The sequence below is a fragment of the uncultured Parabacteroides sp. genome (genome assembly GCF_905196875.1).
Lineage (GTDB): Bacteria > Bacteroidota > Bacteroidia > Bacteroidales > Tannerellaceae > Parabacteroides.
The window spans coordinates 80037-94190 of record NZ_CAJJWO010000012.1; the positions used below are offsets into that span (position 1 = coordinate 80037).

Here is a 14154-nt window from a genome sequence, read left to right on the forward strand (position 1 = left end):
TAATTATTTGCCAACATTCTTTCATTTTCTCTGAAACTTAATGAAATCTTAATCATTCTATCAACGCCCGGCATTCAGTTCCTGAATACGGACAGCCACCTCTTCCATCAACCATTTCGGAGTGGATGTGGCTCCACAAACGCCTACCCTGCGTACTCCGGCCGGAAGCGGTTCGGTAATCTCCTTCACTTCCGAAATGAAGATCGTGTTGGGATTTGCCTTACGACATTCTTCCAGCAACATCTTTCCGTTCGAACTTTTCTTCCCGGCTACAAAATAGACCCAGTCATGGCTGGATGCAAAAGCTTTGATATTGGGAAGACGATTGGCTACCTGGCGGCAGATTGTATCGTGATATTCAAAGCGGACATTTTCAGCTCTACGCTGTTCTATCTCTTTCACTACTTTACGGAAACCGTCGAGCGATTTGGTCGTCTGGGAGAACAGGCAGATATCACGGTTAAAATCCAGACGATCCAGGTCTTCGATCTTTTCCACGACGATGGCGGTTCCTTCCGTCTGTCCGACAAGACCGTTCACTTCGGCGTGTCCTTTCTTTCCGTATATGACCAGTTGCGTATTGTTGATACGGGTTTCCTGATAACATTTATGTATTTTACGTTGTAATTGAAGAACTACCGGACAAGTGGCATCGACGATCGCAATATCGTTCTGCCGGGCGATTTCATAGGTTGAAGGGGGTTCTCCGTGAGCACGAAGCAAGACTTTTTTACCTTTCAAAGTAGAGAACTCACTATGATCGATCGTCCGCAAGCCATGTGCCTGCAACCGCTCGACCTCCAGGCTATTATGCACGATATCCCCTAAACAATATAATATATCGGTATTGTTGAGTTCACGTTCTGCACTTTCAATAGCTGTCACCACCCCAAAGCAGAAGCCGGAGCCTTTATCTATTTCTACTTCAATCATTGTAACTGTTACCTATTTAGAGATAGCTTTTTCATATTGAACAAGCAACCATGCTTTTTGTTCAGCAATGGTCATATGCGAGTTATCCAATACTAACGCATCGTCTGCTTTACGCAGGGGACTTTCCTTACGGGTCGAATCGATATGATCGCGGGTTTTCACATTTTCAAGAACTTCCTCATAAGAAGCAACCTCCCCTTTAGCTTTCAGTTCGTCCAGACGACGTTGCGCACGGACCTCCGGACTGGCGGTTACATATATTTTCAGTTCTGCATCCGGGAAAACCACAGTTCCGATATCTCTTCCATCCATTATAATTCCTTTTTCTTTACCCATCTCCTGTTGCATGGCAACCAGGGCACGACGGACAAATCCCAATGTGGCCACAGGACTTACCCAACTTGCCACTTCCATTCCGCGTATTTCTTTTTCTACTTTAACACCGTTCAGGTAAGTATCAGGTCGTCCGGTTTCCGGATTGAAACGAAGGGATATATGGATATCGTTCATTGCTGCCTCGAGCTTTTCTTCATCGATCCGGTCTTCTTTGAACAGATTATGCTGTATACAATATAATGTTACAGCCCGGTACATAGCTCCGGTATCTATATATGTATAACCGATCTCTTTGGCGAGATCTTTTGCCATGGTACTTTTTCCTGTTGAAGAAACACCATCGATGGCGATCACTATCTTTTTCATTCTTACTTTAATTATATTTTCAAGGTTTAAAATCGGCCAGTGTAGTAGAAACGCTGACCATCATCGACATGGCTGAAGGATGATATTTGGCGAAAGAAACACCTACGTCGAACATTTTGATCTTCACGCCGGCACCGGCCGAGAAACCGGATAACCCATTTCCTCCCCCCTGGAGCTTCATATCCATCTTTGTCTTCGGATTGAAACCGACACCAATCCAGAAATTCTCACTAGGTATATAATCGACTCCGAATACAAAATGCTTAAACAATGCCTGGGCGAAGTTATCGCCTTTATAGTCAGGATCAGTATCATCCAGATAGTCGAATTTCCAACGATTCAGATGCATAGCTGTAACGGATAGACGGAAAGGTGCATGATTCATCTTTTTTGAAATACCCATCTGAATATCCCAAGGCATTTTCTGACGGTCATCATTGTAGGGTTTCAACTGTGCACCTATATTTTTAAACACAAACCCGAAAGAGAACTCTTTCTCCGAATTATAATAACTCAACCCGGCATCCACCGCAAGCCCTAAAGATGTATAAATATCATAATTGGAATAGAGGAACTTCATAGAAACACCTCCGCGCCAACGTTCCGATAAATCATATGAGAAAAAACCATTGACAGCAATATCGTTTGCCGTAAAATCGGCGGTCGGCTGATTATGCTCATCCATCCCTATGAACTTTCCGTTATGGAAATAATTGACTCCGACACCCCAGGCTCCACGTTCACGGAACGCCTTTGTAAACAGGGCGCTTCCTACATTTACGTCTGCTATATAATTCATATAGTTCAGGTTTATCATACCGTCCATTTCACCTCCCAGCAAAGCCGGATTATGAAAAATAAGGGAAGGATCCCTTTCTATCAGGGACACGGTATGACCTCCAAGAGCATTCGCCCTGGTCGATGAAGGGTAGTTCAAAAAAGTAAACACCTGCTCTCCGGTTTGTGCCGCGACAGATTGTATAAAGAACGAAAGGAACAATACAGCTAATATATTTCTCATATTTTTTACAAATGCGTACAAAGATATAAATACGGTTATAACATATTTCATAAACAGAAACGGAAAAAACAGGAAAAAGGTATATAAACACCGTTATTTTTCTTTCGGTTCAAAAAAAAACGAAAATATAGAAGTATTTTTCCCGGTTTTCTATTGATATATAAAATAATTTGTATTTTTGCGTACTGGAAAACACATATTTAAACATTATAAGAGTATGGAAATTAAGAAATCACCGAAAGCGGACTTAGAAGGGGGCAAAACACTCGGTATCCTGATGGGTATGGTTGTTGGCTTAGCCGTTCTATTCGTTGGGTTCGAATGGGGAACCCGTGATATTCAGGTAGTCCAAACAGAAGGCGTCGCTGATATCATCGCTGAAGAGGAAATTGAAATTACAAGACCGGAGGATACACCTCCTCCACCACCCCCACCACCAGCACCTGCTGCAGTAGAACAACTGAACATTGTGGATGACGACGTGGAACTGGATCAAGTGGATCTTATCTCATCTGAAGATGACCAGACTTCAGCACAGGTTGAAGCTTATGTGGCACCCGCAGTTGTAGAAGAAGAAGAAGAATCCGCTCAACAGATCTTCACTGTCGTAGAAACAATGCCGGAATTCCCGGGTGGACAGGGTGAATTGTTGAAATACCTTGCAAAATCTATCAAGTATCCGGTTATTGCACAGGAAAACGGTATTCAAGGTCGTGTAACTTGTTCGTTCGTTGTAAACCGTGACGGTTCTATTGTAGACGCAGAAGTTATCCGTGGTGTAGACCCATCTTTGGATAAAGAAGCTTTGCGTGTGATCAATACCATGCCGAAATGGTCTCCTGGTAAGCAGAGAGGTAAACCGGTACGTGTAAAATATACAGTACCTGTAACTTTCAGATTACAATAATAACTTCTAAACATATTAAAAAGGCTGCTGTAAACTTGCAGCCTTTTTTTATTTTGTCTTATCTATAATTCAATATCGATATGTTATCTTTCAACGAGATCCTACAAAAAATAGAAAATGAAATTTCTCAACTCAGTTTCGAATATCCCCCTAAAAGTTTATACGACCCGATCGAATACATTCTATCATTGGGAGGAAAAAGGATCCGTCCGGCATTGGCATTAATGGCCTGTAATTTATACCGCGAAAATATAGACAACGTGATCAACCCGGCATTGGGAATAGAAGTTTTCCACAACTTTACCCTATTGCACGACGACCTGATGGATAAGGCTGACAAAAGAAGAAACAAACCGACAGTTCATAAGGTATGGAATGACAACACGGCAATCCTTTCAGGAGATGCAATGTTGATCGCCGCTTATCAACTGATCGGCAAAACGGAACCGGAACATCTGAAAGAAGTGTTCGACCTGTTCACTGCCACTGCACTCGAGATATGCGGCGGTCAGCAATATGATATGGAGTTTGAATCACGGACGGATGTTACAGAAGCGGAATATATAGAAATGATCCGGTTAAAAACTGCAGTCCTGCTCGCCTGTAGCTTAAAAACAGGTGCTATCATGGGAAATGCATCCACAGAAGACGCCACGAATCTTTATGAGTTCGGAATAAACATCGGACTCGCATTCCAATTACAGGATGACCTGCTGGATGTATATGGAGATACAGCAACATTCGGAAAAAATATCGGTGGAGACATCATCTGCAACAAGAAAACATTCCTGTTGATACATGCATTTGAACTCGCCAGCATGGAACAAAAGCAAACCTTAAAAGACTGGATAGGTAAAGAGTCTTTCAATCCCGCTGAGAAAATCAAGACAATCACCGCCATATATAATACATTAAATCTAAAAGATATCACGACGGCTAAAATGCAGGGATATTACGATAAAGCAATGGAACATCTCTCCGCATTAAATGTATCGCCGGAAAAACTAACTATATTAAAAGAAGTAAGTAACCATTTAATGTATCGCCAGTCTTAATCACATGAATTTAATAGATACGCATAACCATCTGTACCTGGAAGAATTCGACCCGGAACAAGATGCACTGGTTGATGCCGCGCTGAAATCGGGTATCGACACGTTGCTTCTCCCGAATGTCGATCTCACAACGATAGAACGGATGCATGACCTATGCGACCGTTTTCCCTATTTTGCCTATCCGATGATGGGATTACATCCCACAAGTGTGGACGAGCACTATGTTGATACTCTAAAAAAAACGGAATCCTATCTCGGCAAACGGCCTTATTGTGGTATTGGAGAGATCGGAATAGACTTATACTGGGATAAGACATACCTGAAAGAACAGAAAATCGTATTCGAAGAACAACTGAAATGGAGCATCGATCTCGATCTCCCGGTTGCGATCCATACAAGAGAGGCTTACCCGGAAGTTCTTGAAAGTATCCATAAAGTTGGAGCCGAAAAACTAAAGGGAGTTTTCCATAGTTTTACCGGCACAAATACGGACCTGGAAGAAATTAAGAAATTGAAAAAATTCAAATTGGGTATTAACGGGGTAATCACCTTTAAAAATTCAAAACTGTCAGAGACAATTTTATCTACCGACATTAACAGTATAGTACTCGAAACCGACGCTCCATACCTGGCTCCTGCCCCATATCGAGGAAAACGAAACGAGCCCGTATATATATGGAAAACGGCAGAAAAGGTAGCGGACACATATGGCATTACATTGGATGAAACGGTGGAAATAACAAGAAAAAACGCACTGGATTTATTTAAAATTACTAATAAACATGCGTAGTTTGACTTTTTCAGCTGGAAGACCAAATTTATTCCGTCAGATATTGTGTATATGTCAAGCAAAAACTTTAGATTTGTGCACTGAAACGTTTGGATATGCGATTTTTTTCGTATTTTGCGCTCGTTTTAGAGGAGACGAAGGCTGAAAATTGGAGAGATGCTCGAGTGGTTGAAGAGGCACGCCTGGAAAGCGTGTATACGCCTAAAGTGTATCGCGGGTTCGAATCCCGCTCTCTCCGCTTAGATACCATGAGGATATTATTAACAACAAAAATAAAAACAAATAAGAGAATTATTAATCTTAAAAATTAAACACACAATGAAAAAGTATTTTGCAAAAACATTCATGGGTTTATGTGCCCTTGGAATCTCTACCGTAGCATTCGCGCAGGACGCTGCAGCCGGAGCTGAACAAGTTATTGAAGGTGGTATGTACCAGTCTTTAAAGACGAAGTTTATCGAGGGTGGTGCAGACTTCATGAGTTTGGTTGCTATCGCTTTGATTTTCGGTTTGGCATTCTGCCTTGAAAGAATTATTTATCTGAACTTAGCTGAAACTAATGCTAGTAAATTATTAAAAGGTATCGAAGATGCACTTGATAAAGGTGATGTAGAAGGAGCTAAAGCTATTGCTCGCGACACAAGAGGTCCTATCGCTTCTATCGCTTATCAGGGTTTAATGAGAATTGACCAGGGTATCGACGTTGTTGAAAAATCAATCGTTTCTTATGGTGGTGTTCAGGGTGGTCTTTTGGAAAAGAACATGTCTTGGATCACATTGTTTATCGCTATGGCTCCGTCATTAGGATTCTTGGGTACTGTAGTAGGTATGATCATGGCGTTCGATAAAATCGAACAAGTTGGTGATATCAGCCCGACGGTTGTAGCTGGTGGTATGAAAGTGGCCTTGATCACAACAGTAGGTGGTTTGATCGTTGCTTTGATTCTTCAGGTATTCTATAACTATTTGTTGAGCAAACTGGAAGCTATCCTGAACCAGATGGAAGATGCTTCTATCACATTGCTTGATATGGTTATCAAATACAACCTTAAATTCAAAAAATAATTCAGACCTATGGCAGTTACTAAAATAAGAAAAATGTCCAGCTGGACACTGTTGATTGTTTCGATCATCAGTATCGTAGTTCTGGGTATGTTCTATGCAGGAGGCGTTGTTGACGCTGCTGCAGAAATGAAAGAACCGATTTACACCGGTTTATTGATTAACTGGACATCTGTTTTATTCTTTGTCACTATTATCAGTACAATACTGTTTGCTTTGTGGCAATTTATCACTTTGCTCCAGACTAATGCAAAATCAGCTATAGCATCTTTGATTGTTGTTGTTGTTTTTGCTGCAATTTTATTCATCACTTATTCTATGGGTGATGCTACTCCGTTGAAAGGATTAAATGCTGATTCTCAAACCTACAACATTCCTTTATGGTTAAAAGTAACAGACATGTGGATTCAGTCTACAGCTGTCTTGATGATTTTAATCATTGCTGCAGTTGTTTGGGGTTCTGTAAAAAGAATGCTTAATAGATAATAGTAATAACGAATTGATCAAACAAGAAAGAAATGGGTAAGAAAAGAAAGACACCGGGTATCAATGGTTCTTCTTCGGCCGATATTGCTTTCATGTTGCTTATCTTCTTCCTTATTACTACATCAATGGATACAGATAAAGGTTTGGCAAGACGTTTACCGCCTCCTGTACCCAAAGACCAGAAGAAAAATGAAGAAATGGATATCAAAAAGAGAAATATCCTGGTGGTACTTATCAACAGTAACAACCAAATTCTCTGCGACAACCAGTTCATCGATATTAAGCAATTGAAAGAAAAGGTTAAAGAATTCATTGAGAATCCTTATAACGACGAACACAAACCTGAAAAGACAGAAGTGGACGTACCGTTCTATGGTAAAATGATGGTAACGAAAAATCACGTTATATCTTTACAGAACGACCGCGGAACAGAATATCAGGCCTATATCGACGTTCAGAACGAATTGGCAGCAGCCTATAACGAACTGAGAGACGATGTTGCCAGAAAAAAATTCGGTAAAGCTTTTGCAGATTTGGAAGATGAACAACAAAAGGCGGTGCAGCTGATCTATCCTCAGAAGATATCAGAAGCAGAACCTAAAAATTATGGAGGCAAATAATAATGGGAAAATTTAGTAAAGCTGGCGGAAGAGAAATGCCCGAATTAAATACCTCATCATTACCTGACTTGGTATTTGCCTTCTTGTTCTTCATCATGATGGTTACGTCTATGCGTGAAGTTACTTTGAAAGTAGTATTCCAGGCTCCTCAAGCTACAGAGCTTCAGAAACTGGAAAAGAAATCGCTGGTAACATTCATTTATGTAGGTAAACCGACTCAGGAACTGAGAGCAAAAATGGGTACTGAAACTCGTCTGCAGTTGAACGATCAGATCGCAGATGTCGATGAGATTCAAGATTACATTGCACAGGAAAAGTCAAGTATGAAAGAGGAAGATCAGCCGTTTATGACTGTATCTATCAAGGCGGATAAGGAAACCAAGATGGGTGTTATTACAGACGTAAAACAGGCGCTTCGTGAAGCATACGCATTGAAGATTAGTTATTCTGCAAGACAAAAAGTGGATTAATTAATTCTATAATAAAGAAAAAGGCAGGACTAAAAGTTCTGCCTTTTTTATTGGGATAAAACCGAATCTATTTGACACCATATACATAACGGTGAATACAATCTTTTACCTCTTCAAAAGATTGTTGCAGATCTATATTACCATAAGACATCAAACGCATTTCCAGAAACTCTTCTCCCTGACGATAAGGAGGCTGGTAATAGACATGATTATCCAAAGCATATCCTAAACGTTCATAGAAGCCGATTCTGCGTTTACTCATCTCTTCGGAAGGTATTTCCACCTCCAATATCACAGGAACATCACACAAGGCCATAAACTGCTTCATAGCCTCTGCTCCTATCCCACCGTTACGCGCTGACTCATCGATTGCAAAATGCTCCACATAAGCAAAAGACTCAAATTGCCAGGCAGTAATAAAACCCGCATAAGCTCCGTTCTTGAACAATGTATATACAGTAAAGCGGGGCTCTTCTTTTACCAGTTCTTTCACCAGTGAAAATACCCGTCGTTCGGCTTCCGGAAAGGAATCGTTATATGTCTTTTCTACTTTATCCAACAAAGGATCGGAAAAATCTTTTACCGGCCTGCATTCGATTACCGCACTTAAACTCATACTCTTATAATATTGATTGATTAATAAAAGAAAACTTACGAAATAAAATAATTGGACGAATTATAGCATCTAATCATTATAGTTTGACTATATTTGTATTTAAATGTAACATACAGAATAACTGAAATACAAATATACAGAAATTATGGCACACCATCAACTTGATGAATTGGATGAAAAAATATTAAAACTGATCATAGGGAATGCCCGAATGCCTTTTCTGGAAGTAGCCAGAGAATGTAATGTATCAGGAGCAGCCATACACCAGAGAATTCAGAAACTTACGAACCTGGGGGTCATCAAAGGTTCTGAATTTATCGTCGATAATACAAAAGTCGGATATGAGACTTGCGCTTATATGGGATTATTCCTTAAATCACCGGGGCAGTTCCCTACCGTTACAGAGGCATTAAAGAAGATTCCGGAAGTAGTGGAATGCCATTACACGACGGGACAATATGACCTGTTCATCAAAATATACGCAAAAAACAATCAGCATTTACTGAATATCATCCACAATAAACTTCAGCCGCTAGGATTAGCCCGTACAGAATCGCTGATCTCTTTCAAAGAAGCATTTAAAAGACAGATACCGATCGATCTGGATGATGAATAAAATAAAAAAGGACTTTTCCACAAGAAAAGTCCTTTTTTATTACTGAAGATTCCCGGCCCTAAAAGCCGGGATGCTTATTAAAATTCTGCATTCTTCGGAGTTCTCGGGAAAGGAATCACGTCGCGAATATTTGTCATGCCCGTAACAAATAACAACAGACGTTCAAATCCCAGACCAAAGCCGGAATGAGGTGCTGTACCGAAACGACGGGTATCCATATACCACCAGATATCCTTTTCAGGCACACCCATTTCTGAAGCCCGTCTTGCCAGTTTTTCATAATCCTCTTCACGCTGTGAACCACCGATAATCTCTCCGATCTTCGGAAATAATACGTCCATAGCACGCACCGTCTTTCCATCTTCATTCTGCTTCATATAGAAAGATTTGATTTCTTTCGGATAGTCAGTCAGAATAACAGGACATTTAAAGTGCTCTTCCACCAAATAACGTTCGTGTTCTGAAGCAAGGTCGGCTCCCCAATAGATCGGGAATTCGAACTTATGTCCTTTAGCCACTGCTTCTTCCAGGATCTTGACACCTTCCGTATAAGGCAGACGGATAAAGTTATGTTTCAGGACAAATTGCAGACGTTCTATGAGTTCCTTATCAAACATATTGTTCAGGAACTGGATATCGTCCATACAGTTATCCAAAGCCCATTGTATACAATATTTGATAAAGTCTTCAGCCAGCTGCATATTCTCTTCGATCTCGTTGAAAGCAACTTCCGGTTCGATCATCCAGAACTCGGCCAGGTGGCGTGGAGTATTGGAATTTTCTGCACGGAATGTCGGTCCGAACGTATAAATAGAACCTAAAGACATGGCAGCCAATTCACCTTCCAGCTGTCCTGACACTGTCAGACTTGCTTGTTTGCCGAAGAAATCGTCGTCATAAATAATAGCGCCGTTTTCATCTTTCTTCAGGTCATACAAGTTCTTTGTCGTTACCTGGAACATCTGTCCGGCACCTTCACAGTCTGAAGCAGTAATGATCGGAGTATGGAAATAAAAGAAACCTCTTTCATGAAAGAACTTATGGATAGCGATCGCCATGTTATGACGGATACGGAACACTGCACCAAACGTATTAGTACGCGGACGTAAATGAGCTATCTCACGCAGGAACTCCAACGAGTGTCCTTTCTTCTGCAACGGATAAGTAGCAGGATCGGCTGTACCGTAAATCTGAATTTCAGTAGCCTGAATCTCTACACTCTGTCCCTGTCCCTGAGATTTTACCAGTATACCGTTCACACTGATACAAGCACCGGTAGTAATGGGTTTCAGATATTCTTCACCCAGTTTTTCCACATCCACAACGATCTGAACATTATTTATTGTAGAACCGTCATTCAGCGCAATAAAGCTAACCTGTTTACTACCACGACGGGTACGCACCCATCCTTTCACGTTAACGGTTGTACCGTAAGCTTCACTCTTCAGTACATCTACAATTTTTGTTCTAGTAATTGTTTCCATGTTTATATGTTTATTCTTAGATAATCAAAACAAGATAGCCGGTATTGACTACCGGCTAATCTTAATATTATTCAAAAGCGCCCATTCGGAGTGCGTTCACCTCACGTTCGTTCAGGTAACGCCATTTTCCACGTCCGAGCATCTTTTTGGTCAGTCCGGCAAAGTATACACGATCCAGCTTCGTTACATGGTATCCCAGTGATTCGAAGATACGACGTACGATACGGTTACGTCCCGAGTGGATTTCGATACCCACCTGGCTCTTGTCGTCTTCGCTGGCATAGCTGATTGCATCTGCATGGATTTCGCCGTCTTCCAGCTCCAATCCGTTAGCAATCTTTTCCATGTCTTCGATAGAAACGTTCTTATCCAACCAAACGTGATAGATCTTCTTTTTCTTGAATGACGGGTGAGTCAGCTTTGAAGCTAAGTCGCCATCATTAGTAAGAAGCAATACACCGGTTGTGTTACGGTCAAGACGACCTACCGGATAGATACGTTCCTGGCAAGCATTCTTCACCAGATCCATAACGGTAAGACGTTCCTGAGGATCGTCGGATGTAGTTACGCAGTTTTTCGGTTTGTTCAGTACGATATATACCTTGCTTTCGATCTGCACCGGTTTATCGTTGAATTCAACCTTATCCTGACGGGTGATCTTAGTACCCAGTTCGGTTACCACTACATCATTTACTTTCACAGCACCTGCTGTAATAAATTCGTCAGCTTCACGACGTGAACAAACACCTGCATTCGACAAGAACTTGTTCAGACGGATCGGTTCGTTAGGATCTGCCAGTACTTCTTTATACTTCAACTGTTTCTGGAAGTTGTACTTGGCATTCGGGTTATAATCGTTTGTACGGCGTTGCTGCGGACGTCTGTTTCCGTATCCACCGCCATTGTTTCCATATCCGCCACCGCGATTATTGTTACCGTATGAAGGTCTGCCGCCACCGCGATTATCGCGAGAGTCGTAAGAGTTGACACGAGTGTCGCCTACTCTCGGTCTTCTTTTCTTCATGCCGTCGCCTGCAGCATCCCCTTCCGGAGAAGCAGAATAGGCTCTGCCCGGTCTTTCGTCATAGTTAGGACGGGAAGGACGATTGAAGCCGCTACCACCACCATAAGAACGATCGTTGTTTCCATAAGAAGAGCGATCATTGTTTCCGTAAGAAGGACGATTGTTGCCATAAGAAGGGCGATTGTATCCGCCCTCACGGTTAGAACTATAGCCTCCCTCACGATTCGAATTATAACCTCCTTCGCGGTTATTGCTATAACCACCCCGATTGTTGTCGCGGTTGTTGTAAGAAGGTCTGCTGTTATAACCACCACCTTCGCGATTGTCATACGTACGGGGACGACTCGGGCGGTCTCCGTAAGATGAGCGGTTATCACCATAAGAATTATAACCGCCGCGGTCATCCCGGCTAGGGCGATTATATGGTCTCCGTTCATAGTTGTTTCCCTCAGGTCTGTTGTAACCTTGATTGTAAGGTTTTCTTTCACCTTCCTGATCTGTGTTTTCCCGTCTGATACTTGGTATCACCTTTCTAGGACGCGGTTGAGATTCTTCTCTTTCTTCTGTGCTCATTGTTGTAAATTAATAATAATTAATTAATTGGTAACCTCACGGCTACGTTTATTCTCACACTAAATACCTGTATAATTATGCGGCGTAATCGCCTTTAATTCAGCTTTCACTGCATCACTAACCTGCAGCGTTTCGATAAAGTCACTGATCGATTTTTCAGTGATTCCTTCATTCGTACGGGTTAAGGCCTTCAAGGCTTCGTAAGGTTTCGGATATCCTTCGCGACGTAATATCGTCTGGATACCTTCCGCAACGACAGCCCAGCAATGATCTAAATCCCGATATAAAGCGTTCTCATTCAATAACAGTTTACCCAGCCCTTTTGTTAAGCTTTTGAATGCGATTTCGATATGAGCCAAAGGCACACCGACGTTACGCAATACGGTAGAATCTGTTAAATCGCGCTGTAAACGAGAGATAGGCAATTTAGTAGCTAAGTGTTCCAGAATTGCATTGGCCATTCCGAGGTTTCCTTCCGCATTTTCAAAATCAATGGGGTTCACCTTATGAGGCATTGCCGACGAACCGACTTCCCCAGCCTTGATTTTCTGTTTGAAGTACTCCATAGAGATATACTGCCAGAAATCACGGTTCAGGTCGATCAATATCGTGTTCACACGCTTCAGAGCATCGAAAATAGCTGCCAGATTATCATAGTTCGAAATCTGTGTAGTCCATTCCTCACGGCTCAGTCCCAGCACTTCATTCACAAAATTATTACCGAAAGCTCTCCAGTCGTAGGCCGGATACGCCACATGGTGTGCATTAAAGTTTCCGGTTGCACCGCCGAACTTAGCAGATACGGGAATAGATTTCAACAAAGCCACCTGCTGTTCCAGGCGATAAACGAATACCATGATCTCTTTTCCCAAACGGGTAGGAGAAGCCGGTTGTCCGTGTGTCTTGGCCAGCATAGAAACGTTGCTCCAATCTTCGGCATACTTCTTCAGCATGTCTATCACTTCCTGTATACCCGGATAATAAACTTCATTCAACGCATCTTTGATCGACAAAGGCACAGAAGTATTATTAATATCCTGCGATGTCAGTCCGAAATGAATGAATTCTTTATAATCCTGTAAACCCAGCAAGTCAAATTTTTCTTTGATAAAATATTCTACAGCTTTTACGTCATGGTTGGTTACGCTCTCGATCTCCTTGATACGTGTTGCATCTTCTATAGAAAATTCCTGGTAAATTTTACGCAATGCTTCCTTGTTTTCCACTGTAGCAAGGCTATTTAACTGTGGAAGGAACTCAGCAAGAGTAATAAAATACTCTATCTCTACCTGCACTCTATACTTGATAAGTGCATACTCTGAGAAGTAAGCCGCCAGGTTTTCGGCTTTATTTCTATATCGCCCATCAACGGGAGATATGGCAGTTAGTGTCGAAAATATCATATTCATTTAGTTTATACACCTATAACCCTGAGTGTTCGGGCGATATGCCAATGATATCGATTACTTCATGTACATTAATAATATAGAATGCAAAGTTACTATATTTCTTCAGACTAAAGGGCAGGAATGAACTTTTTTTCTATTTTTTTGCCGAAACATTTGGAGGTAATAAAAAAAGCCGTATCTTTGCAGCGCTTTAGAGAGATAAGGCGTACAAAACTTACTGAAGTAATGAAAGGGCGTTTAGCTCAGCTGGTTCAGAGCATCTGCCTTACAAGCAGAGGGTCGGCGGTTCGAATCCGTCAACGCCCACCTTTCATATCCAATTGATTTCAACTTGGGCGTTTAGCTCAGCTGGTTCAGAGCATCTGCCTTACAAGCAGAGGGTCGGC

At 41.6% G+C, this 14154-nt stretch carries 15 protein-coding genes and 2 tRNA genes; 10 read left to right on the plus strand and 7 right to left on the minus strand.

Annotated elements, in window-relative coordinates; translation table 11 throughout:
* Positions 1–60: 60 nt before the first annotated feature.
* Genes QZ076_RS06705 through porQ form a run of 3 tightly spaced genes read right to left on the minus strand, consistent with a single transcriptional unit; the run spans position 61 to position 2656 of the window.
* On the minus strand, positions 61–933 hold the full coding sequence (locus QZ076_RS06705) for a 4-hydroxy-3-methylbut-2-enyl diphosphate reductase (protein ID WP_293711564.1): 873 nt from the start codon (positions 931–933) through the stop codon (positions 61–63).
* Between the two features lie 12 nt (positions 934–945).
* Positions 946–1635 carry a (d)CMP kinase gene (gene cmk, locus QZ076_RS06710; RefSeq protein ID WP_293711567.1) on the minus strand — a complete coding sequence of 230 codons (690 nt, stop codon included), beginning with the start codon at positions 1633–1635 and terminating at the stop codon, positions 946–948.
* Between the two features lie 19 nt (positions 1636–1654).
* The gene (gene porQ, locus QZ076_RS06715) at positions 1655–2656 is read right to left on the minus strand and encodes a type IX secretion system protein PorQ (RefSeq protein WP_129729534.1); all 1002 of its coding nucleotides are present in this window, start codon (positions 2654–2656) and stop codon (positions 1655–1657) included.
* A 217-nt stretch (positions 2657–2873) separates the two neighbouring features.
* On the opposite strand from porQ, the gene QZ076_RS06720 reads away from it, so the two are divergent.
* The 8 genes from QZ076_RS06720 (at position 2874) to QZ076_RS06755 (ending at position 8046) form a co-directional block, all read left to right on the plus strand.
* Positions 2874–3563, plus strand: coding sequence for an energy transducer TonB (locus QZ076_RS06720; RefSeq protein ID WP_293711596.1), 690 nt, complete (start codon positions 2874–2876; stop codon positions 3561–3563).
* Between the two features lie 80 nt (positions 3564–3643).
* Entirely contained in the window at positions 3644–4618 is a 975-nt protein-coding gene (locus QZ076_RS06725; protein ID WP_293711572.1) for a polyprenyl synthetase family protein, read from the plus strand.
* A gap of 4 nt (positions 4619–4622) precedes the next feature.
* On the plus strand, positions 4623–5408 hold the full coding sequence (locus tag QZ076_RS06730; RefSeq protein ID WP_293711575.1) for a TatD family hydrolase: 786 nt from the start codon (positions 4623–4625) through the stop codon (positions 5406–5408).
* Positions 5409–5558: 150 nt separating this feature from the next.
* Positions 5559–5646, plus strand: a tRNA-Ser gene (locus QZ076_RS06735).
* Positions 5647–5726: 80 nt separating this feature from the next.
* Complete coding sequence (locus tag QZ076_RS06740; RefSeq protein ID WP_293711578.1) at positions 5727–6473, plus strand: MotA/TolQ/ExbB proton channel family protein; 747 nt, start codon at positions 5727–5729, stop codon at positions 6471–6473.
* 9 nt (positions 6474–6482) lie between these two features.
* On the plus strand, positions 6483–6956 hold the full coding sequence (locus QZ076_RS06745) for a hypothetical protein (RefSeq protein WP_293711581.1): 474 nt from the start codon (positions 6483–6485) through the stop codon (positions 6954–6956).
* A 32-nt stretch (positions 6957–6988) separates the two neighbouring features.
* Complete coding sequence (locus QZ076_RS06750; RefSeq protein WP_293711583.1) at positions 6989–7576, plus strand: biopolymer transporter ExbD; 588 nt, start codon at positions 6989–6991, stop codon at positions 7574–7576.
* A 2-nt stretch (positions 7577–7578) separates the two neighbouring features.
* Positions 7579–8046 carry a biopolymer transporter ExbD gene (locus QZ076_RS06755; RefSeq protein WP_293711585.1) on the plus strand — a complete coding sequence of 156 codons (468 nt, stop codon included), beginning with the start codon at positions 7579–7581 and terminating at the stop codon, positions 8044–8046.
* A 67-nt stretch (positions 8047–8113) separates the two neighbouring features.
* Here QZ076_RS06755 and QZ076_RS06760 read toward each other — a convergent pair whose 3' ends face one another.
* Complete coding sequence (locus QZ076_RS06760) at positions 8114–8662, minus strand: GNAT family N-acetyltransferase (RefSeq protein WP_293711587.1); 549 nt, start codon at positions 8660–8662, stop codon at positions 8114–8116.
* A gap of 145 nt (positions 8663–8807) precedes the next feature.
* Here QZ076_RS06760 and QZ076_RS06765 point away from each other — a divergent pair, with 145 nt between their 5' ends.
* Positions 8808–9278 carry an Lrp/AsnC ligand binding domain-containing protein gene (locus QZ076_RS06765; protein WP_075556119.1) on the plus strand — a complete coding sequence of 157 codons (471 nt, stop codon included), beginning with the start codon at positions 8808–8810 and terminating at the stop codon, positions 9276–9278.
* 77 nt (positions 9279–9355) lie between these two features.
* Here the strand turns inward: QZ076_RS06765 and asnS are convergent, their stop codons facing one another.
* From asnS to purB, 3 genes are all read right to left on the minus strand, one after another.
* Complete coding sequence (gene asnS, locus QZ076_RS06770) at positions 9356–10762, minus strand: asparagine--tRNA ligase (RefSeq protein ID WP_293711590.1); 1407 nt, start codon at positions 10760–10762, stop codon at positions 9356–9358.
* Positions 10763–10829: 67 nt separating this feature from the next.
* Positions 10830–12359 (minus strand): pseudouridine synthase, encoded by a 1530-nt coding sequence (locus QZ076_RS06775; RefSeq protein ID WP_293711592.1) that lies wholly within the window; start codon positions 12357–12359, stop codon positions 10830–10832.
* A gap of 59 nt (positions 12360–12418) precedes the next feature.
* On the minus strand, positions 12419–13762 hold the full coding sequence (gene purB, locus QZ076_RS06780) for an adenylosuccinate lyase (RefSeq protein WP_293711594.1): 1344 nt from the start codon (positions 13760–13762) through the stop codon (positions 12419–12421).
* 237 nt (positions 13763–13999) lie between these two features.
* On the opposite strand from purB, the gene QZ076_RS06785 reads away from it, so the two are divergent.
* Positions 14000–14074, plus strand: a tRNA-Val gene (locus tag QZ076_RS06785).
* Positions 14075–14154: the final 80 nt, after the last annotated feature.

Coding starts and splice junctions, on each gene's coding strand:
- QZ076_RS06705 (WP_293711564.1), bottom strand. CDS start 933: ATGATTGAAGTAGAAATAGATAAAGGCTCCGGCTTCTGCTTTGGGGTG.
- cmk (WP_293711567.1), bottom strand. CDS start 1,635: ATGAAAAAGATAGTGATCGCCATCGATGGTGTTTCTTCAACAGGAAAA.
- porQ (WP_129729534.1), bottom strand. CDS start 2,656: ATGAGAAATATATTAGCTGTATTGTTCCTTTCGTTCTTTATACAATCT.
- QZ076_RS06720 (WP_293711596.1), top strand. CDS start 2,874: ATGGAAATTAAGAAATCACCGAAAGCGGACTTAGAAGGGGGCAAAACA.
- QZ076_RS06725 (WP_293711572.1), top strand. CDS start 3,644: ATGTTATCTTTCAACGAGATCCTACAAAAAATAGAAAATGAAATTTCT.
- QZ076_RS06730 (WP_293711575.1), top strand. CDS start 4,623: ATGAATTTAATAGATACGCATAACCATCTGTACCTGGAAGAATTCGAC.
- QZ076_RS06740 (WP_293711578.1), top strand. CDS start 5,727: ATGAAAAAGTATTTTGCAAAAACATTCATGGGTTTATGTGCCCTTGGA.
- QZ076_RS06745 (WP_293711581.1), top strand. CDS start 6,483: ATGGCAGTTACTAAAATAAGAAAAATGTCCAGCTGGACACTGTTGATT.
- QZ076_RS06750 (WP_293711583.1), top strand. CDS start 6,989: ATGGGTAAGAAAAGAAAGACACCGGGTATCAATGGTTCTTCTTCGGCC.
- QZ076_RS06755 (WP_293711585.1), top strand. CDS start 7,579: ATGGGAAAATTTAGTAAAGCTGGCGGAAGAGAAATGCCCGAATTAAAT.
- QZ076_RS06760 (WP_293711587.1), bottom strand. CDS start 8,662: ATGAGTTTAAGTGCGGTAATCGAATGCAGGCCGGTAAAAGATTTTTCC.
- QZ076_RS06765 (WP_075556119.1), top strand. CDS start 8,808: ATGGCACACCATCAACTTGATGAATTGGATGAAAAAATATTAAAACTG.
- asnS (WP_293711590.1), bottom strand. CDS start 10,762: ATGGAAACAATTACTAGAACAAAAATTGTAGATGTACTGAAGAGTGAA.
- QZ076_RS06775 (WP_293711592.1), bottom strand. CDS start 12,359: ATGAGCACAGAAGAAAGAGAAGAATCTCAACCGCGTCCTAGAAAGGTG.
- purB (WP_293711594.1), bottom strand. CDS start 13,762: ATGATATTTTCGACACTAACTGCCATATCTCCCGTTGATGGGCGATAT.